Source organism: Enterobacter cloacae complex sp. 394I7 (genome assembly GCF_057320345.1).
Genome location: NZ_JBXWCR010000001.1, coordinates 2,013,098 through 2,031,892, shown reverse-complemented (window position 1 = coordinate 2,031,892; position 18,795 = coordinate 2,013,098). Strand labels below are relative to the sequence as shown.

Below are 18,795 nucleotides of genomic sequence, written 5' to 3'. Positions count from 1 at the left end.
CACTCACCCGCCAGCGTCACGGGAGCAACCGCCAGCCGATAGGCAAATAACCACAAAAAAGAACCCGGAAAGGAGAGACCGGGAGAAGGCAATGTAACTTACTGTCTGATCACTTGTTTTCCTGTGTAGCCTCAGAGCCTTACATGATTTGCTTTCATGGTTCAGCAAAGAAGCCACAGAGGAAAACGGGACGCAACCAACGCCCCGGAAACCATCGACACAAATCAACAGTTTATCGTTGAGACCAGGTAACCAGCCCGGCCCAACTGTGACCCCGTGGAGGGTCGCTACAATCGAGGAGATCGCTTGTATTCTGAATAGCCGCAGTTAGCGACGCTTTAGAATAGGGCCTGTGGCGCAAGCCCTATGATTAGAGGCGTTTTGAATCGTAGGAGAAACTACAATCGGCGGAACTTGAGGAGAGGAGAGGACCGCACACAAAGCATTCTGGCAAGTGGAGTTGAAAGAACACTTTGGGTGAGGGCCGGGGCGGGGGAGAAGTCCGCCCGGCTCACTCAGTACAGACCCACAGGGGCTGGCTAAAGCACACGTTAATGAAAGTTCTGTACAGGTGCGGGGCGGTAAGCTGCAAAACGGCGATTTCCAGATCTCGATTCGACATACTCACCACATCCCACACCATGTATAATAGTTTAACACGAATGATTATCATTTGCAATAAAAATTAATTGCATTGTGTTGTTTGGTGTGATATGTGAGATCATGGGTAGATCTGGCGGCTGGTACAGGAGAGCCACACAGAAGAGGGGCGGAAGCATCCCACAGGGGCCACAGGAGAGCCTCCACGGGGTTTTAATGGGGTAAGATGATAAATGACCTTGCCACAGTGGCGGACGCGCTGGAGAGCCTTACAGGAGGTTGTAGAGGATAGAGGGATTATTGATTGATAATTGAACAGGTGAGTCTAATTAATTTTAATTGACAGACTATAAAGATCATGTTATTTGCGTGTGCCTACGCACTCACGCCCGCGCCTTCGCGCATACCCACGCGTCTTTTAAATAAAATATTTTTATTATAATCGTTCAATCGGACTTTGACAAGTCCTCTTTCACTCTTAAATAAAAGATCTTTTATATAATATATATCGTTCAATAATTAATCGCTTAGGCTCTTAATTATTTCACTCATATATTATCACCATTAAAACCTTCTCGGCCTGATCGGCCTTACCAGGTTTTAGGCCGGGGGCCTGTTCCCACAGTGTGGAGTCTCGCCCGTGTGGCTCACTCCAGGGGAGGGGTCATATTGGACCCGGTAGGGGGTTCACATTGGACCCGGTAGGGGGTTCACATTGGACCCCAATAATACTAATCATAAGACTAACCCATAACACTAACCCCAGGAGCCAGGTCAAGATCTTTTAAGGGAGTGTTGGGAAATCGTAGATTGATTGGTAAGAGACTGATCTCTTTAAGCGTCCTACAGACGCGCCTCTTTGGCAGCGCTCGCACCAGCGAGCAAGACCCCTTTGGAACACCGCACGTTGTAAGGTGACCTCTGGGCGGCGGGGTGGGGGTCCCCCGGCCCGGTACAGCGTACAGAACCACAAGCAGCAGGAACCCACCTAAACGCGCCGCTGTGGCGCTCTCCCATACGTAGACAAGGAAAGACCCTATAAACGCCCTCCGGCGCTCTGAGAGCTTTACAGCGGCTTTCTATGCCTCTAGCACAATAAACAACTGAGCGCAAGATAAATCAAGAAAGTTGTTGCGAATCATTGTCAAATAGTGTAAAATAGATACTGTGATGAGGCATTTAATCGAATATATAGATCCCCATCATACTATAACCCACCCGAAAGGAGATTGCAATGAGTGTTTACCTCGATGTTGAAAAATTGGTTGAACGTGTAGATCAGCGTGACCTGACCCGTAAGACCCTGACAGAAACCCGTAGCCGAATGAAAGCCGCCGGACGTATGGGAGAAGTTGAAGCGATTACGCAGGCCCTTGAACTGACCAAATCAAAAGCATCCGGCGTCATGCGACAGTCTCAACGTATCGCTGCAAAGGTCACCGAGATGGACGCAGAGAAAGCACTTGAAGTTAAAGCAGCCGTTTCGCTGTTCGCTTCCAAGTCTACAGACATGCAAGCCTCCATTGTGCTGGCGTTCCAATCCCTCTTTGAGGCTAAAGGCGTCCCGATGGAATACGACGAAGTGATGGCCTTTATCATGCTGCAAGCGGCGGATCAGTTTGAGCGTATCACCGGAGAGTTGCCCGTTATCGTTCACTAATTATTCATTTACTTTTTGGAGAGGAAACAATGAGCAAATATCAGCCTTATGCAGATCTGAGTGATTCCCCTGTGTTGTCAGCGTATGCACAGCAGACGATCAACCAGTTGGACCCAACCCTGTACGATGACATTTACGAAATGTTGAAGCAGGTTAGCCCCTCCAAATTGGTGACGATTGGCAACCCGGCGATCACCGCCCCGGCGTCATGGTGGGGTGATTGGTTCGGCCTCAACCTCACCGCTGAAGACATCGCAGAATTAAAGGAGATTGACTTATGAAAATCGACTTTCCGAAAGAGCAAGCCGATCAGCTGTATGCACTGGTAAGGGCGGGCGGTGGCGCTCCCCATACTATCGTTAAACAGGCGTTAGCCGCCTACCTTGAAAACCACCCTCTTTTAGTCGCTTCCGCAGAAGGAAAACAGCAAGATGACCACAGCAAGTAACGGATTTGTAATGTTGGCTAATGACCTTCTGAATATTGAGAAGGTCGCCGGGAAGACTTTCACCGGGAACATGAAGATCATTTATAGCCTGATCCAAGGCTTTGAGAAAAACGGGCAGATCGCCTATTTCTCCCGCGCCACTCTGGAGCGTTATCTCGGGGCCTCCCGCTCTACTGTGAAGCGACTTGTAAACGAGATGGTAGAGATCGGACTGATCCAAAAGGTGGAGAGAAAGCAGGGCGAAACGATAGAGTGGCGCACCTGCCCGATCACCCCGGAAATGGTGGGAACCCCTGAAGCCGCCAAACCTGAAGTAACCAAACCAACCGCAGCATCCCAACCGAAGGAGACCGTAGAGAATGCAGGAACTAACCAGCCTGGAATTGTTAAGTGTGGATCTGACAGCGTACATAGAAGCCGCCCGGCGTCGTCTGGAGTTGCTCCTGTGGACCACAGCGGGGGCGCTGTTCGTCCCGCTCCTGTCCCTGTGCCAGTAGAGCAGGGGGCCGCAAACGATGATTTACGCAACCCTGTTATTAATTTTGTGGCTGGCTCTAATGTGATGATGGTCAACGGCTTGCCTGTTGAATATCTGGAGCCAGAAGAAAGCGCCATTGATCAGTTTGGCGATGCTTTTTAAAAATCTGCAATTGATTTCCCACAAATAACACTCTACACCAAACCCCCGCGCTTTACAACCCTCTGGAGACTCTCGCATGAATGAATTTATTACAACCAAATTCAAAGCCTTATCCTCTGAGGAAGAGGCCGCAGTTAACGCACTGGCTGAGAAATTGGCAGCAAACAAGCCCCGCCGGATCATGGATGAGAGCCACTTAACCCCGGATCAAATCCTGAAGATCAAGCGGGCCTGTATTCAGGGCCACAGCGCTAAAGCCATCCAAGTGGCGTTTAATGTGTCACTGGCTTACGTCCTGAAAGTAAAGCGCAACCACAACCCGCAGAAGTACCAAAAGACCCCGCTAACTTTGGCTGAAAAAGGCGTTATGGCTAAACAGATGGAAGCCGACGGCCTGAGCCTCTCCAAAATGGCGGAACTTCTGGGGATTAACAGTAAGATGGTCTCCCTACTTCTTACCCAACCTTCACCCCGTTACCTGGTGGAGCAAATGCTCCCGTATGACCAAGTTTTGCAGAATCTACGCAGCGCCCGCTATGTAGAAAACCCTGTATACAAAGAGGGGACGAATAAGCGCCGTGTGCGTCTAATCGTTTCTGAAGCACGTCAGCAGACCCGCCAGGCAATCATTAAATCCCGGTAATTATGCCCAACCCAACGGAATGGGGTCTAAAGGATTATTTAGGCTCCAAACTGGTTAAGCGTCAGACAAGACTCTCTAACTTTCTCGCCTCACTCCTCTATATCCCCTTTAAGCCCGCCTCCCTCCTCCTGTGGGGTGTGGTACTCACTTTCATTATAAGGACCCTCTCACATGGAAGCATTTAAGAACCTCCTTAATCAGTTGGAAATTCAACAGGCGGAGCAACGCCAGCGGGAAGCCGAAGAGGCAACCAAACAGAACGAACTCCGCAAGGCACAGGCCGATCTGTCACTGGATGAGGCTATCGCTTTGTACTCCACACAGTTGGAAGCCTCCACCGGGGCCGCAGACAGCGCCCAGAAGGGCCGCGCCATTAAGAGCCGGGGAATTGCTCTGTGTCACAAGGATCAGGGATTCAGCGCCAACGGTCGCCCGGTCTCTCTCCTGACCAAATCCGCAGACCTGCCAGCAGGTCACCGCCGGGTAATCATCAACAAGGCAGCAGGGCGCACCCTGAAGGCTATCAATCTGGAAGGGGCTGAATAATGGCAAGTGGAAACGTGATCATTACGTCTACAGTAAACAAGACCCGTTTTACGGTAGATGGGGCAAGCTACAAAAAGACGGTTGACCGTATCAAACAGGTGGGGAAAGAGTGGGACAAAGTAGCGTCCAGGATGAAACCGCTACGCCTCAAATTTGAGGAAAACGCCTACACCAAGATCCGCCGCAAACAGCAGGACGCCGCCGCAAAAGCAGCACTGGCAGAAGCCAAAGCCAAAGCGGCAGCAGACGCCAAAGCAGCCAAAGCACAGATCGCAGCGGAGCGTAAGATCCAGACAATCCGCGCTAAAGCCATCCGCTTTAATACCGCAGCGGCTAACGCTAACGTGACCCCGGCCCAACGTGCTGGACACCTCCAGGAGTTTGGGCAGCTTACCCGCCAGTATCACGCCGGGTCTATGGCATTGCAGGAATATAATGCCCGTGTGTCACGCCTTCAACAAACCATGCGCCAACAAGGCCGGGTAGGCATGAGGGGAGCAACAATCCCGGTAACCGCCAAAGTAAACAAACTGGATACTAGCATGATCGAGGGTGCAGGCGGAGCGATCACCATTGCCGCAACTGTGGCTTTGAGTGGCAAGATCATGAATACCGGACAGGATTTTGAATCCGCTTTGTCTGGTCTGACAGCGATTACCGGTTCCACAGATAAAGCCGCTAAAGAGTTTGATTATCTCCGTGATCAGTCCAATCGTCTGGGCCTAGACCTCCTGAAAACCTCAAAGGATTACACTCAATTTGCCGCCGCTGTTGGGGATAAACTCCCTAAAGACCAGATGCGATCCATCTTTGAGGGTGCAAGTGAGTGGGGCCTTGTAACTGGAGCTGACGCCGACGCACAAAGCCGCGCTTTGAAAGCACTTAACCAGATGATGTCTAAAGGCACGGTAATGAGTGAAGAACTCAAAGGCCAATTGTCTGAAGCTCTCCCGGGCGCAGTGGGGCTGTTCGTTAAGGCTCTTAACCAGATGAAAGGCCGTACAGACCTGACAGAAAAGGATCTGTTTGACCTGATGCAACAAGGGAAGCTGTTCTCTAAGGACATCCTCCCGGAAGTGGCTAAACAGATGAAAGCCGCAGCCCGTAACGGCGGCGCTCTGGATAAGGCTATGAAGTCCAACCGGGCAAGCTGGCAGCGCCTGCAAACCAGTATGCAGAACGCGATGAACATCTTCTTTACTTCTGGCTTCGGCAACGAATTAACCAGCGCTTTCGACGCTATCAGTGCCGCTGTTAACGGTTCTGATGGGGCCTTTGAGATGTTCGGGCATATCGCCGGGAAAATCGTTGAGGGTGCCACTGATGCGTTTACAGAGTTGCACGACACTGTGATCCTCACTTTCCGCATTATCGAGTATTACGCCGCTAAGATGGGGATCACTGGTGAGCAGCTTAAATCTTGGGGAGAAATGGCAGCATACGCCGCAGGGGTGGCTCTGTTCGCTGGTTCTATCTGGAAGTTGGGCGGGGCCTTTAAGTGGTTGTTGACCATGCTCAATCCGCTAACTAAATTGCTGGGGGTCATGAAAGGGATCGCCGCTATTGGTGGCATTGAAGCCGCTACAACTGGCGGATCTGGTGGGGAAGGTAAAGACAAGCCAAACAAACCGGGCCGGGGTCCGAAAGTTGGCAAGGTAGGCGGCGCGGCGGCTCTCTCCGGCGGTCCTGTTGGCTGGGGAATTGCGATCGGTTCGGTAGGCGGGGATTATGCCTGGGATAAAGTCATGGACGTTAACGACGCCATGTATGGGCAGGACACCACCGCCGGGGGCAACCTGAAGAAAGATAGCCCGCTGGGTAAACTGTGGGATTTCCTCCATAGTCCAGACCTTCCGACTAATCCAGACTTTGCCAAACCAGCAGATAAAACAGGGTGGGTTAGCTCTTACTCCAATCCTAGTTATGTACCTCCTACGCCGACGATTACAGCGCCAAAGCTTAAAGTTGATATGGCAGGTAATCCACTGATGAAGCCGCCAGCGTGGCTAAACCAGCCGCTAAACGTGAACGTTAATGTGAAAGTGCAGGATGGGCAGGTTAGGGATTTGGTACGCTCTGAAGTTGAGAACAATAACCAGCACGCTTTCAATATGCTGATGCAGGGCGGACAGTAACCGCCCATACAAAAAAGGCTCCCCTAGTGGGAGCCTTTTCTCTTTTATAATTCCTAATATCCGGGCTTTTCATAACAGATCCTCTATTGAATATTTATCACTGAAATCATCTACTTTGCGTTGTGTGGCCCCAATGTAATGGAGCGTACTGGATAACGATTTGTGCCCCAATGCCTTACTGATTACGGCTATATCCTCCCCATTGTCATATCCGATAGTTGGTTTACTCTTCCTCATGCTGTGGGTCGAAAGATTCAGCCCCAGCTTTTCCCCGGCGTAGCTAATTTCCTCATGCAATTTGGAGCGGCTCACAGGCTTTCCCTTGCTCCTGTGGCTGTCCAACTGTAAGAGGTACACATGATCAGGGTTCGCCTCTCTCCGGGCCGCTATGATTCGTTTAGCGGTATCGGTGAGCCTCACCCGGATAGATTCCCCCGTTTTCTGTTGGGACAGGGCAAGGTGATCACCTTTAATGTCGTCATAACGGATTGACCGCAGATCCGACACCCTCAGCATTAATTCATAACCCAGCAACCAGGCGTCACGGTACAGCGTCAGCCCCTTGCCCTGTTTGAGTAGCTCAACCGCTACCGCTTTCACTTCCTGAACTGATTTACAACCCTCTACGAAATTCATTATGTACCCTCCAGATCCTAGCTGTGATTAATTCTTGATCAAAAACAAGCGCTTGTAAACGACAAAAATGATTAATTTTAAGATGTGTCTTTTGAGTGAATTAAATCGGGTTTAATCGCGTTTAATGGCAAAGTAATGACCCAGCAGGGGAGGTAATGGGCTGTTTAAGTAGGTAAATGATGGTTACTTAATATACTATTACCACAGGCCGGATAAGGTGATGTGGCTCCCTCAGCGCTTTTAAGCTACTGTATTTGTGGGCAATTAATTATCATTTCGTTATAGTGTTGCCTGGCAAATTTTCAATTTACCCTCAAGAAAAAATCCCCAGCTTTTTTATTCCCACATGATAATCAATATCACTTGCAAACGATAGTTATTCTCAATACAAGCCGGGTCGAAAGCCTTCGCCCCTCAGAGGGTCTATGTAGGCCCGCTCTCTGTATGCGCCTGTGGCGCTACCACTCTCAACCCTGTGGGTTTGTATGGCTTGCCACAAGATAACGCGCCACAGGCGCACAGGGGAGGCGGACGCCTCCAGGGTGGCCCGGCTGGGCCACTGGTCCACAGGGTAAAGCAACAGAATGGTATTGTGTTGTTATTAAGTAATTGAGAATAAAGGGTTATCTGAGCGAGCGCACTGTAAGAGCGGAAGGTTGGACAATGTTTGACCAGAATGCAGGCCATCCGGTAGGGAGTGCCCCCAGATATTTGGCGAAAATACTCTCATCACCCGGGGCCTCAGATCGAGGGGCCTAGCAACAATATCCAAACTCCCAGATATTTTCCCACCCAACTGGAAGGAATCCGCCCCTATTTTCTGTTCGTGTATAAGTTAGGCTGAGGGAGGCTTGCCAGTGTACACCCCCTGGATTTGGTGATCTGTTAAGTTATTGATTTTGATCGATTTTAGATCAATCATCCGTTGGCGGGAATACCCCCACCCAGACGGATGGCACACAATGAATAACGATAAGTCAAACCACCCTAAACACTTCCAATACTTGGGCCGCATGGTCACTGTTTACCCTACACACATCATTATTGATGGTATAAAGATCAGCCGTTCCCGTCTTTCCTTTGCATTCCAATTGGAATTGGCAAAAGCACTTCGACTGCATGGAGAAAGCGTATGCAGAAAATAGATTCCATTTAAATCATCACGATTGAAATTATTTTCTTAAGCCGCCTTATGGGCGGTTTTTTTGTGCCCGCCATTTATCTGTGGGACACAACGTGAGACACAAACTGGGACACAGAGGATTTTTTAGGGTTGAGTCTTTGGCTTCCCGCTGGCATGATCCAGAACAGGGATTAACGGGACGTTAATCGCAAGCTTTTGATTTTGTAGTACATGACTCGGGGTGCCCTTCCTTGTGAAGGCTGAGAAATACCCGTACCACCTGATCTGGATAATGCCAGCGTAGGGAAGTCAGATGCCTTCCCGGTCATCGCTTCTTCACGCACGGCAGGAGCGATACCATGCAGCCTGACCTGCTCGATTTACACGTTTTACATCAGTTTCGAACCCGTTCCCCACTTACCCACTGTATGACCAACGATGTGGTACAGACCTTTACGGCCAATGTGTTACTGGCGCTTGGCGCTTCCCCGGCTATGGTGATTGAAGCCGAAGAGGCTGAGCAGTTTTCCGCGCTCGCAGATGCCCTGCTGATTAACGTCGGGACGCTGACGGCGCCGCGCGCCCAGTCGATGCGCCGGGCGATTGAGCGTGCAGTGGCAGCAGGGAAACCCTGGACGCTTGACCCGGTTGCCGTAGGGGCGCTGACGTTCCGCACCCGTTTTTGCCACCAAATCCTCGCCCTGAAACCGGCGGCCATTCGCGGCAATGCCTCGGAAATTCTCGCCCTTGCCGGGATGAGTGCGGGCGGGCGCGGCGTCGATACCACCGACACGGCGGCAACTGCGCTGCCTGCCGCGCAGGCGCTGGCTCGCCAGACGAATGCCATTGTGGTGGTCACCGGTGAACGGGATTACGTCACAGACGGGCAGCGCACCCGCACGGTCGTGGGCGGTGACCCGATGATGACCCGCGTGGTGGGAACGGGATGCGCGCTCTCGGCAGTCGTGGCGGCGAGCTGCTCGCTTCCCGGCGACCGGCTGGACAACATCGCCGCCGCTTGCGGATGGATGAAACGTGCCGGATCGGCAGCCATCGCCCGGTCCGGTGGTCCCGGCAGTTTTGCCAGCGCGTTCCTCGACGCGCTCTACACTCTGGAGGAACGGGTATGAATCGGATTAACGCCCTTACCATTGCCGGTACCGACCCAAGCGGCGGCGCGGGCATTCAGGCTGATTTGAAAACTTTCTCCGCACTCGGGGCGTACGGCTGCTCGGTGATTACCGCGCTGGTGGCGCAAAATACGCGTGGCGTGCAGTCGGTTTACCGCATTGAGCCGGACTTTGTCGCCGCACAGCTGGATTCGGTTTTCAGCGATGTGCGAATCGACACCACCAAGATTGGGATGCTGGCCGAGACCGACATTGTTGAAGCGGTGGCAGAACGGCTTAAACGTTACCAGGTGCAAAATGTGGTGCTGGATACCGTGATGCTGGCAAAAAGCGGTGACCCGCTGCTGTCCGCCTCCGCCGTAGAGACGCTGCGAAATAAGCTGCTGCCGCAGGTGGCGCTTATCACGCCTAATCTGCCTGAAGCTGCTGCGCTGCTGGATGCGCCGCACGCGCAGAATGAGCGCGAAATGAAAGAGCAGGGGAATGCGCTCCTGGCGATGGGCTGCGGCGCCGTGCTGATGAAAGGTGGTCATCTTGATGATGAAGAAAGCCCTGACTGGTTGTTTACCCACGACGGTGCGCTGCGTTTCACGGCCCCGCGGGTACAGACCAAAAACACCCACGGGACCGGCTGCACGCTCTCTGCCGCGCTGGCGGCTTTGCGCCCCCGTCGTGACAACTGGGGGGATACGGTCCGCGACGCTAAAATCTGGCTCTCCGAAGCGCTGGCAAAAGCCGATACTCTCGAGGTTGGTCACGGTATTGGTCCGGTACACCATTTTCATGCCTGGTGGTAAGCCGTATACTGGCAACACACACCAGGCCTGAGAAAAACAGAGATGGAACAAGCGCATACCCGGTTAATCGATCAACTGAATGAACGCATTGCCGCCCCGGACAACACGCCGCTGTATCTGAAATTTGCCGAAACGGTAAAAAACGCGGTACGCAACGGGGTGCTGGAGCATGGGAATATACTGCCCGGCGAGCGCGATCTCAGTCAGTTAACCGGCGTGTCGCGCATTACCGTGCGCAAAGCGATGCAGGCTCTGGAAGCCGACGGCGTAGTGACGCGCGCCCGGGGCTATGGGACGCAAATCAATAACATCTTTGAATACTCGCTCAAGGAAGCGCGCGGTTTTTCTCAGCAGGTGGTGCTGCGCGGCAAAAAGCCCAACACGCTGTGGGTGAATAAACGGGTGGTGAAATGCCCGGAAGAGGTGGCCAGCCAGCTGTCAGTGCCGCCGGAGAGCGAGGTCTTTTTGCTTAAGCGCATCCGCTATGTGGATGATGACGCCGTATCGATTGAGGAGTCCTGGGTGCCGGTAGGGTTGATTCACGATCCGGATGCAATTGGGATTTCCCTGTATGACTACTTCCGTAGCCAGAATATCTTCCCGCAACGCACCCGCTCACGCGTCAGTGCCCGCATGCCGGACAGCGAGTTTCAGACGCATATCCGCATGGATGACAAAATCCCGGTGCTGGTGATCAAGCAAGTTGCACTTGATCAGCAGAACCGGCCCATTGAGTTCAGCATCAGCTACTGCCGTAGCGATTTATACGTCTTTGTGTGCGAGGAGTAACGCCTCGCGCCCTGGCGCGCAGTCGCCGCCGCGGTGGCTAACGACCCAGGCTGCCACTGCATTGCCAAGCGTAACGGCATCAGCCAGCGACCATCCTGCCGCCAGCCCGGCAAGCGTGCCACCGGCGTGGCTGTCGCCCGCACCGATCGTGTCGACGACGGTTGCGGGAAACGCCGGAACGTAGCCCGATTTATCACCCTCATACCAGGCGGCACCGTCTTTATCGTGGCGAATAATCAGCGCAGAACCAAAACGCTGTAGCCACTGCGGGCCGAGTGTTTCAGCTTCCATGCCAAATCGTCCCGCTGCCATCTCGGCTTCCTGGCGATTAAGCGATACCATCGGCTTACAGGCCATGATCCGCGCCATCAGCGCATCAGGAATATCGGCAATGCGCGGCCCAAAGTCGATAAACGCGGTAATGTTTTCCAGGCCTTCCAGCCAGGCCGTCAGACGCTCTCCGCACGGTGACGCCAGCTGATAGCCTGAGAGGTAGACCAGGCTTTCAGACGGCACGTGCAGCGCATCCAGCCAGCGCTGTTGCCACTGGTTCTCCACGCCGCTAAACGACATAAAGGTCCGCTCACCGTCCGGTTCGACCAGCGCCAGACACCAGCCGTTGTCGCCCGTTTCTACGTCGATGACGCTGTGCAGATCCTGTTTGGCCATGGCGTTACGGATGATGTCTGCCCACACTCCGTGACCGACAGGGAGCGCGTTTTGCGCGGCGATCCCGAGCCGTTTCAGCGCAATAGCAATATTCAGCGCACAGCCGCCGATATTGACACCCTGTTGTTTGAGTTCGATATCACACCCGCGCCAGGGCAGGGCATAGGCGTCGGCGATCACGTCGATGACCGCAGCACCCAACACCGTGACCGGGCGAGTGGCGTGCAGTGTTTCAAGGCGTGCAGCAAAAGCACTCATACGCCCTCCCTTTGCTCCCGGAAGTGCAGCAGTTTTTCACAGTAGTGGTTAAAGTCGAGGCGGTTTACGGCGTCGAGTTCCTCCTTGTACGCCGGGTCAATCGCCTGTACGCCGTGAAGCGCACCGCAGATTGCCGTCGCCATCGCGCCGATGGTGTCCGTATCACCGCCGAGGTTGGCGCACAAAATGGCGCAGCGGTTCGGGTCGGTGCCTGCCAGTTCGACCATCGCAATCGCCGCTGGAACCGACTCAAGCGTGCTGGTGCCCGCGCCAATAAGCTGGTAAACCTGCTCGCTGGCGGAATCGATGCCGTTGGCTTCACGCACGGTCTTAAGGGCGAGCTCAATCCGTGCCGCCAGCGATGCGCTGAAGGTGGTTGTTTTCGCTTCCTGTGCGTAGCGGGCAATGCCTGGCAGGGCATCGACGATGTTCTGCCAGCGTTCACCGTCAATGGCACGCGACACCGCCCAGGCTATCACCACCGCGCCGGCAATCGCGAGGTCGGATTTATGGGTCGGGCTTGAGGCCAGCGCCACCTCTGCGACAAAGTGCTCCAGACGCGTGGCCGGCAGCAGGCAGCCCAGCGGAGAGGCGCGCATCGCCGCACCGTTGGTGACGCCGTTGTTTTCCAGTTCACTGACCGGCTTGCCGTCACGAATGGCGTTAAGCGCAATCTTCGATGTCGGACCTAACACATTCTTGTTAAACGCATCGAACGACTCCGCCCAGTGCAGAATATGTTTGCCGATAACATCCGCGTTGATCTGCCCGTCGCATTCGATAATCGCATCCGCCAGGCATAACGCCATTGACGTATCGTCGGTGAATTCTGCCTGCTTAAAATAGCAGGCGGCGTTATTTTCAGCCGGTCCGGGTAAAAAACGGTCGATCCAGCCGAAGTGCGCTTTGACGCGCTTTCTCGGCCAAAGCTCCGACGGCATGCCCATCGCATCCCCTAACGCTTGCCCGTAAAGGGCACCGAGAACACGTTCTTGTTTCATTTAACTTCCCCTCGTGTCAGCGCGGTATCGCCTTCAACCACCTCAATTGCGGTGATCTCTTTGTCCGATTCGCGGAAAAACAGCATAAACAGCACGGCGATCACGGCAATCATGATCCCTCCGAATGCCCACATTCCGGCCCAGTTGAAGGTCAACCCATTCACCGGCTCTTTGTATGCGAACATTTTTTCCATCATCACGCCGCCCAGGCGGTAACCTAACAGGCTACCAAACCCCTGACAGCACAGCGTAATCAGGCCTTGTGCGGCGGTGCGCATATGCACCGGCGCTTTTTTATCCACGTAGATATACGCGGTCACATAGTAGAAGTCGTAACTCACGCCATGCAGCAGAATGCCGAGGAACAGCAGGGCATAGGTGAAGTACTGGTCGGCACCACCGTAAACAAAGAAGCCATAGCGGATGGCGGCGGTGAGCAGGCCCAGCAGCAAGACCTTCTTAATACCAAAGCGTTTGGTGAAGAACGGCAGCGCCAGCATAAAGAAGATTTCGGAGAACTGGCCGAGCGTCATCCAGCCGGTGGCGTTTTTCATCCCCACTTCGGTGAGATAGCCGTTGGCAAAGATGTAATAGAAGGCCAGCGGCATTGCGAACAGAAATGAGCAGAAGAAGAACACCAGGAAGTTTTTATCGCGCAGCAGGATCAGCGCATCCAGCCCCAGCATGACTTTGAAATCCATCTTGCCGGTACTCTTCGGCGGGGTGTTCGGCAGGAACAGCGCAAAGACACCGAGCAGGGCGGAGCTGCCCGCCGTCATCAGCAGCGGAATATTGGTATCGGAAATGTCGTTATAGCCCATCATCTGCGGGAGGAAACCGCACGCCAGTCCCGAGGCGATCCAGCCGAGGGTGCCCATCACGCGGATACGCGGGAAATCAGCCTCCACATCATCCACATTGGCGAAGGCAATACTGTTGGTCAGCGCAATGGTCGGCATATAGGTCAGGGAGTAAATCAGCAGCAGCGGGAAAAAGGTGCTGAACAGGGTTTGCTGTGCGGCGAAGTACATCACGATGGCACCGGCGAACATCAGTACGGCCAGTACTTTCTGCGCAGCGAAAAAGCGGTCTGTCAATGAACCCACCAGAATGGGGGAGAGGATCGCGGCAATCGCGGTACAGGCATAAGACCAGCCAATTTCCCCGGCGGTAAAACCGCTTTTGCTCAGCCACAGCCACAGCGGTACAAACCACGCGCCCCAGATAAACCATTCAACAAACATCATGAATGACAGTTGGACTTTCGTTTTCATTGTTTAATCCTGCATGTCAGAGAGGGTACGCCTTTAACATACCACTTAATAATACCTTTTAAATACCTTTGCGGTGATTGTTTGATCAATGTAACAGTTTTGTTGTACACGAATCGAGCCAGCAGATTGTGCTGAAAAAAAATGCAAATGGTGGAAAATCTGTTAAGTCGGTACCAGGCTTAGTCTGCCCATAACGCTATGGGTCTGGATAAACACTCACCGACATTACGTCGGGCTTACGGGAGCATCACATGACTGATATTGCGCAGTTGCTTGGCAAAGACGCCGACAGCCTTTTACAGCATCGTTGTATGACCATTCCAGCCGACCAGCTTTATCTGCCTGGCCACGATTACGTCGACCGCGTGATGGTTGATAACAACCGTCCGCCTGCGGTACTGCGAAATATGCAGACCCTCTATAATACCGGCCGACTGGGGGGAACCGGGTATCTTTCTATTCTGCCGGTTGACCAGGGCGTTGAGCACTCCGCGGGCGCCTCCTTTGCGGCGAACCCGCTGTATTTCGATCCGAAGAACATCGTCGAACTGGCGATAGAAGCGGGCTGTAACTGCGTGGCGTCCACCTATGGCGTACTGGCCTCCGTATCGCGTCGCTATGCCCACCGCATTCCATTCCTCGTCAAACTGAATCACAACGAAACCCTGAGCTACCCGACCGAATACGATCAGACGCTTTACGCCAGCGTAGAGCAGGCGTTCAATATGGGCGCGGTCGCGGTCGGGGCGACGATCTACTTTGGTTCTGAGCAGTCACGTCGCCAGATTGAAGAAATTTCTGCTGCCTTCGAACGCGCGCATGAGCTGGGTATGGTCACCGTTCTGTGGGCGTATCTGCGTAACTCCGCATTTAAGAAAGACGGAGTGGACTACCACGTTTCTGCCGACCTGACCGGCCAGGCGAACCATCTGGCGGCAACCATTGGCGCGGATATTGTGAAGCAGAAGATGGCGGAAAATAACGGCGGTTATAAAGCGGTAAACTTCGGTTACACCGATGACCGGGTCTACAGCAAACTGACCAGTGAAAACCCTATCGACCTGGTGCGTTATCAGCTGGCGAACTGCTATATGGGACGTGCCGGGTTAATTAACTCCGGTGGTGCGGCGGGTGGCGACACCGATCTCTCCGACGCGGTGCGCACGGCGGTTATCAATAAGCGCGCGGGCGGTATGGGGCTGATCCTGGGCCGTAAGGCGTTTAAAAAATCGATGGCGGACGGCGTGAAGCTGATCAATGCCGTGCAGGATGTGTACCTGGACAGCAAAGTGACTATCGCTTAAGACTTTTTGTAAAACGCTGGCCGGGTCAGGCGTTACCGCCGCCCGGCCACACTGTCAACGCAGAAGCTGGCAGTCCGGTGGCAGCCGGCACTGTAGCGCGCCCGGTAACACCTCAATGCGGAACTGCTTCCCGCTCAGCGGCTCTCCGTCAAGATTAAACGTCATGCCGTGTGGGGCATTCACTTCAAACCACGCGGATTTACCGGCAATAATATTCGGGCTCTCTTCTGGCTGGGTCAGGGTGGTAAACAGCGCAGGCAGCAGGCCATCACCCGTGAAAATACGCAGCTGTAACTGACCATCATTGATCAGCGCCTCCGGGCATAACTGCTGTCCGCCACCGGCCTGACGGCCATTGCCGATACCAATCACCAGCGCATCACCCTGCCACTGAAAGTTCTCGCCGTGAATCTCACAGCGGTCCGGCTTCAGGGTATCCATGCGCATCAGGCCATGGATCAGATACGAGACGCCGCCCAGCGCTGCCTTCAGCTTTTCAGGGGTTTCGCTGGTAATGCGCGTCCCGAATCCACCGGTCGCCATATTAATAAAACAGGTTTTTTCATTCACCTGAGCAATATCCACGGCGGTGGCTTTGCCGAGGATAGCCAGCTGCAGGGCTTTTCCCAGTTCTTCGGGGATTCCGGCGCTGGTGGCGAAATCGTTGGCCGTACCGAGCGGCAAAATGCCCATCACCGGGCGGTCGGTTGCGGGAAGATCTATCAGAGCGCCGGCAATTTCATTAATGGTGCCATCGCCCCCGCCAGAAATAATGGTTTCGACCCCGAGCTTCAGACCTTCGTCGATATAGCGTGCCGCATCACCTTTTTCCCACGTCACTCGCACGTGTATACGCGCACCGTCTTCACGCAAATCCGTCACTGCCTGGCGCAACAAATCGTTGCCCGCACTTTTGCCATTGAGAATCAATAAACTGTCTGGATAGATTGCCATCCGCGCTGCTCCCTTTTTTAGCGTTAGTAAGAGTGTATAGCAGGGAGGAAAAAAGCGGGTAAGAACAGGATGAAAGGCAAAAAATAAGCCCGCGTAAGGGAGATTACGCAGGCTAAGGAGGTGGTTCCTGGTACAGCTAGCATTTATGGGTTATGTTTTTCAGCGGGGGGATAATACCCGTATTGAACGAAGCGGTATGTGATCCGATTCTAAGAATTATCCCAGCGCGAAAAAATTTCCCTGCTTGACTATTTACTGTGCGGGTTACGGGTACTTTCACCGTTGAAATTACGCATCAGCAGCGCAAACTCCAGCTCCACTTCTTCGGGTACCGGCAGCCAGACGGTATGGCCGTTGCCTGGCGCCACGTCAATTGCTTCGCCTTTACCGTTTTCCAGATGTTCCAGGGTGAAGTTCATGTTGCCCTGCGGGGTCATTAACTCCAGGCTGTCGCCTTTGGTGAATTTGTTCTTCACCGCCACGGCGGCCAGCGCACCTTTGCGCTCACCGGTAAAATCACCGACAAACTGCTGACGCTCGGAAACGGAATAGCCGTGTTCGTAGTTCTGGTAATCGTCATGGGTGTGACGACGCAGGAAACCTTCGGTATAACCGCGATGCGCCAGGCCTTCCAGGGTTTCCAGCAGGCTGGTATCGAACGGTTTACCGGCAGCGGCATCGTCGATGGCTTTACGGTACACCTGAGCAGTACGCGCGCAGTAGTAGTAGGACTTGGTACGGCCTTCAATTTTCAGGGAATGCACGCCCATCTGCGTCAGACGCTCAACGTGCGCAATCGCACGCAGGTCTTTGGAGTTCATGATGTAAGTGCCATGCTCGTCTTCAAAGGCGGTCATGTACTCACCCGGACGTTTGGCTTCTTCAATCATGAACACGCTGTCAGTTGGCGCGCCGATGCCTAAGGTTGGCTCCACGTTGGTCACCGGGATCGGCTCATGTTTGTGGACGATATTGCCGATGTCGTCTTCTTTGCCTTCCTGAACGTTATATTCCCAGCGGCAGGCGTTGGTGCAGGTACCCTGGTTCGGGTCACGCTTGTTGATATATCCCGAGAGCAGGCAACGACCGGAGTAGGCCATGCACAGCGCGCCGTGAACGAAGATTTCGATTTCCATATCCGGCACCTGCGTGCGGATCTCTTCAATCTCTTCCAGCGAAAGTTCACGAGACAGAATGACGCGGGTCAGCCCCATCTGTTTCCAGAATTTCACCGTTGCCCAGTTAACGGCGTTGGCCTGAACGGAGAGGTGAATATCCATCTCCGGGAAGTTCTCCCGAACCAGCATGATTAAACCCGGGTCCGACATGATCAGCGCGTCCGGTCCCATATCAACCACCGGCTTCAGATCGCGGATGAACGTTTTCAGCTTGGCGTTATGCGGCGCAATGTTGACCACCACGTAGAATTTTTTGCCCAGGGCATGTGCTTCGTTAATGCCGAGTTGCAGGTTCTCATGGTTGAATTCATTGTTACGCACGCGCAGTGAGTAGCGCGGCTGGCCAGCATAGACGGCGTCAGCGCCATAGGCGAAAGCGTAACGCATATTTTGCAGCGTTCCCGCCGGGGAAAGGAGTTCCGGTTTAAACATGTTTGTTCTCGTTCTGATGACAGGTCAGATCCGCATGCACCAGGTGCAGCGGTAAGGGGAGATCCCCCACTCTAAGGGCGGGCATTGTAGCGCTGAGGGACAGGGAGGTAAAGCGCCGGGTCGTACCATCGCTAACCCGGCCGGAGGCGTGTCGTCAGGTATTGTCTTTTACCGTCTGGCTTGAACCGTTAGTTTTGACCGACGCGATGCCTTTATCTCGCGACTGTTCCGAGGCATACATCTGGCTGCTGCCAATAACCTGATGATTCCCGGCCTTCAGATTGAAGTGGAATTTACCGTTGGTGGCCACTTTCTTCTCATAACGTTCATCAGAAGGGCTATTGGTGCGAACGGAGGCGATACCGTTTTCGGCGGAATTTTTGGTGGTGTAAAGCTCACTGGTCAGGATCGTTTCTCCGTTTCCTGCTTTGAGAACAAACCTGAACTGACCATCACTGCTTTTGTTTAACTCGAACCAACCAGACATAGGAACTCCTTGAACGAAGTGGAATTATCTGCACCAGTTATCAATAAGCGAACCGGTAATGTGAGTATGGTTGATTCTTCGTTGCTTTCCA

General features: G+C 53.6%; 18 protein-coding genes and 1 riboswitch. Of the genes, 11 read left to right on the top strand and 7 right to left on the bottom strand.

Going from position 1 to position 18,795, the window contains the following annotated elements:
- The first annotated feature begins 1,834 nt into the window (after positions 1-1,834).
- The 7 genes from AC2FAP_RS09855 to AC2FAP_RS09825 all read left to right on the top strand — a co-directional run bounded on the left by AC2FAP_RS09855 (position 1,835) and on the right by AC2FAP_RS09825 (position 6,672).
- Complete coding sequence (locus AC2FAP_RS09855; protein WP_129344877.1) at positions 1,835-2,260, top strand: hypothetical protein; 426 nt, start codon at positions 1,835-1,837, stop codon at positions 2,258-2,260.
- A gap of 29 nt (positions 2,261-2,289) precedes the next feature.
- Entirely contained in the window at positions 2,290-2,541 is a 252-nt protein-coding gene (locus AC2FAP_RS09850) for a hypothetical protein (RefSeq protein ID WP_133549567.1), read from the top strand.
- On the top strand, positions 2,538-2,708 hold the full coding sequence (locus AC2FAP_RS09845; protein ID WP_001353113.1) for a hypothetical protein: 171 nt from the start codon (positions 2,538-2,540) through the stop codon (positions 2,706-2,708). The genes AC2FAP_RS09850 and AC2FAP_RS09845 overlap by 4 nt, the downstream gene beginning before the upstream one ends.
- A complete protein-coding gene (locus tag AC2FAP_RS09840) occupies positions 2,692-3,348 on the top strand; it encodes a helix-turn-helix domain-containing protein (protein ID WP_129344873.1) in 657 nt (218 codons plus the stop codon). The genes AC2FAP_RS09845 and AC2FAP_RS09840 overlap by 17 nt, the downstream gene beginning before the upstream one ends.
- 76 nt (positions 3,349-3,424) lie before the next feature.
- Entirely contained in the window at positions 3,425-3,991 is a 567-nt protein-coding gene (locus AC2FAP_RS09835; RefSeq protein WP_043135125.1) for a hypothetical protein, read from the top strand.
- A gap of 171 nt (positions 3,992-4,162) precedes the next feature.
- Positions 4,163-4,537 carry a hypothetical protein gene (locus AC2FAP_RS09830; protein WP_097755981.1) on the top strand — a complete coding sequence of 125 codons (375 nt, stop codon included), beginning with the start codon at positions 4,163-4,165 and terminating at the stop codon, positions 4,535-4,537.
- Positions 4,537-6,672: a tape measure protein gene (locus AC2FAP_RS09825; RefSeq protein WP_485452914.1), complete on the top strand. Its 2,136-nt coding sequence runs from the start codon at positions 4,537-4,539 to the stop codon at positions 6,670-6,672. Before AC2FAP_RS09830 ends, AC2FAP_RS09825 begins: the two co-directional genes overlap by 1 nt.
- 69 nt (positions 6,673-6,741) lie before the next feature.
- On the opposite strand, the gene AC2FAP_RS09820 is transcribed toward AC2FAP_RS09825, so the two are convergent.
- Positions 6,742-7,308 carry a tyrosine-type recombinase/integrase gene (locus tag AC2FAP_RS09820; protein WP_097755980.1) on the bottom strand — a complete coding sequence of 189 codons (567 nt, stop codon included), beginning with the start codon at positions 7,306-7,308 and terminating at the stop codon, positions 6,742-6,744.
- A gap of 1,350 nt (positions 7,309-8,658) precedes the next feature.
- Positions 8,659-8,755, top strand: a riboswitch (TPP riboswitch).
- 35 nt (positions 8,756-8,790) lie between these two features.
- Between AC2FAP_RS09820 and thiM the strand changes: the two genes are divergently transcribed.
- The 3 genes from thiM to AC2FAP_RS09805 are packed head-to-tail and all read left to right on the top strand — an operon-like array spanning position 8,791 to position 11,147.
- A complete protein-coding gene (gene thiM, locus AC2FAP_RS09815; RefSeq protein ID WP_449541838.1) occupies positions 8,791-9,561 on the top strand; it encodes a hydroxyethylthiazole kinase in 771 nt (256 codons plus the stop codon).
- Complete coding sequence (thiD, locus tag AC2FAP_RS09810; RefSeq protein WP_032678550.1) at positions 9,558-10,358, top strand: bifunctional hydroxymethylpyrimidine kinase/phosphomethylpyrimidine kinase; 801 nt, start codon at positions 9,558-9,560, stop codon at positions 10,356-10,358. Before thiM ends, thiD begins: the two co-directional genes overlap by 4 nt.
- A 42-nt stretch (positions 10,359-10,400) precedes the next feature.
- Positions 10,401-11,147, top strand: a complete 747-nt coding sequence (locus tag AC2FAP_RS09805) for a GntR family transcriptional regulator (RefSeq protein WP_485452913.1) — start codon at positions 10,401-10,403, stop codon at positions 11,145-11,147.
- On the opposite strand, the gene AC2FAP_RS09800 is transcribed toward AC2FAP_RS09805, so the two are convergent.
- The 3 genes from AC2FAP_RS09800 to AC2FAP_RS09790 are packed head-to-tail and all read right to left on the bottom strand — an operon-like array spanning position 11,121 to position 14,349.
- Positions 11,121-12,074 carry a PfkB family carbohydrate kinase gene (locus AC2FAP_RS09800; RefSeq protein ID WP_449541839.1) on the bottom strand — a complete coding sequence of 318 codons (954 nt, stop codon included), beginning with the start codon at positions 12,072-12,074 and terminating at the stop codon, positions 11,121-11,123. The genes AC2FAP_RS09805 and AC2FAP_RS09800 overlap by 27 nt on opposite strands.
- On the bottom strand, positions 12,071-13,075 hold the full coding sequence (locus AC2FAP_RS09795; protein WP_020883237.1) for an ADP-ribosylglycohydrolase family protein: 1,005 nt from the start codon (positions 13,073-13,075) through the stop codon (positions 12,071-12,073). The genes AC2FAP_RS09800 and AC2FAP_RS09795 overlap by 4 nt, the downstream gene beginning before the upstream one ends.
- Entirely contained in the window at positions 13,072-14,349 is a 1,278-nt protein-coding gene (locus tag AC2FAP_RS09790) for a nucleoside permease (RefSeq protein ID WP_449541840.1), read from the bottom strand. Before AC2FAP_RS09790 ends, AC2FAP_RS09795 begins: the two co-directional genes overlap by 4 nt.
- A 251-nt stretch (positions 14,350-14,600) precedes the next feature.
- On the opposite strand from AC2FAP_RS09790, the gene fbaB reads away from it, so the two are divergent.
- Positions 14,601-15,653, top strand: coding sequence for a class I fructose-bisphosphate aldolase (fbaB, locus tag AC2FAP_RS09785; RefSeq protein WP_014170857.1), 1,053 nt, complete (start codon positions 14,601-14,603; stop codon positions 15,651-15,653).
- A gap of 54 nt (positions 15,654-15,707) precedes the next feature.
- Here fbaB and yegS read toward each other — a convergent pair whose 3' ends face one another.
- The 3 genes from yegS to AC2FAP_RS09770 all read right to left on the bottom strand — a co-directional run bounded on the left by yegS (position 15,708) and on the right by AC2FAP_RS09770 (position 18,704).
- Positions 15,708-16,607, bottom strand: coding sequence for a lipid kinase YegS (gene yegS / locus AC2FAP_RS09780; RefSeq protein WP_014170856.1), 900 nt, complete (start codon positions 16,605-16,607; stop codon positions 15,708-15,710).
- A gap of 248 nt (positions 16,608-16,855) precedes the next feature.
- A complete protein-coding gene (gene trhP / locus AC2FAP_RS09775) occupies positions 16,856-18,217 on the bottom strand; it encodes a prephenate-dependent tRNA uridine(34) hydroxylase TrhP (protein WP_014170855.1) in 1,362 nt (453 codons plus the stop codon).
- 154 nt (positions 18,218-18,371) lie between these two features.
- Complete coding sequence (locus AC2FAP_RS09770) at positions 18,372-18,704, bottom strand: YegP family protein (RefSeq protein WP_014170853.1); 333 nt, start codon at positions 18,702-18,704, stop codon at positions 18,372-18,374.
- Positions 18,705-18,795 lie beyond the last annotated feature (91 nt).

Coding starts and splice junctions, on each gene's coding strand:
- AC2FAP_RS09845 (WP_001353113.1), top strand. CDS start 2,538: ATGAAAATCGACTTTCCGAAAGAGCAAGCCGATCAGCTGTATGCACTG.
- AC2FAP_RS09830 (WP_097755981.1), top strand. CDS start 4,163: ATGGAAGCATTTAAGAACCTCCTTAATCAGTTGGAAATTCAACAGGCG.
- AC2FAP_RS09855 (WP_129344877.1), top strand. CDS start 1,835: ATGAGTGTTTACCTCGATGTTGAAAAATTGGTTGAACGTGTAGATCAG.
- AC2FAP_RS09800 (WP_449541839.1), bottom strand. CDS start 12,074: ATGAGTGCTTTTGCTGCACGCCTTGAAACACTGCACGCCACTCGCCCG.
- yegS (WP_014170856.1), bottom strand. CDS start 16,607: ATGGCAATCTATCCAGACAGTTTATTGATTCTCAATGGCAAAAGTGCG.
- thiM (WP_449541838.1), top strand. CDS start 8,791: ATGCAGCCTGACCTGCTCGATTTACACGTTTTACATCAGTTTCGAACC.
- AC2FAP_RS09835 (WP_043135125.1), top strand. CDS start 3,425: ATGAATGAATTTATTACAACCAAATTCAAAGCCTTATCCTCTGAGGAA.
- AC2FAP_RS09840 (WP_129344873.1), top strand. CDS start 2,692: ATGACCACAGCAAGTAACGGATTTGTAATGTTGGCTAATGACCTTCTG.
- fbaB (WP_014170857.1), top strand. CDS start 14,601: ATGACTGATATTGCGCAGTTGCTTGGCAAAGACGCCGACAGCCTTTTA.
- AC2FAP_RS09770 (WP_014170853.1), bottom strand. CDS start 18,704: ATGTCTGGTTGGTTCGAGTTAAACAAAAGCAGTGATGGTCAGTTCAGG.
- AC2FAP_RS09790 (WP_449541840.1), bottom strand. CDS start 14,349: ATGAAAACGAAAGTCCAACTGTCATTCATGATGTTTGTTGAATGGTTT.
- AC2FAP_RS09805 (WP_485452913.1), top strand. CDS start 10,401: ATGGAACAAGCGCATACCCGGTTAATCGATCAACTGAATGAACGCATT.
- AC2FAP_RS09825 (WP_485452914.1), top strand. CDS start 4,537: ATGGCAAGTGGAAACGTGATCATTACGTCTACAGTAAACAAGACCCGT.
- AC2FAP_RS09850 (WP_133549567.1), top strand. CDS start 2,290: ATGAGCAAATATCAGCCTTATGCAGATCTGAGTGATTCCCCTGTGTTG.
- thiD (WP_032678550.1), top strand. CDS start 9,558: ATGAATCGGATTAACGCCCTTACCATTGCCGGTACCGACCCAAGCGGC.
- trhP (WP_014170855.1), bottom strand. CDS start 18,217: ATGTTTAAACCGGAACTCCTTTCCCCGGCGGGAACGCTGCAAAATATG.
- AC2FAP_RS09795 (WP_020883237.1), bottom strand. CDS start 13,075: ATGAAACAAGAACGTGTTCTCGGTGCCCTTTACGGGCAAGCGTTAGGG.
- AC2FAP_RS09820 (WP_097755980.1), bottom strand. CDS start 7,308: ATGAATTTCGTAGAGGGTTGTAAATCAGTTCAGGAAGTGAAAGCGGTA.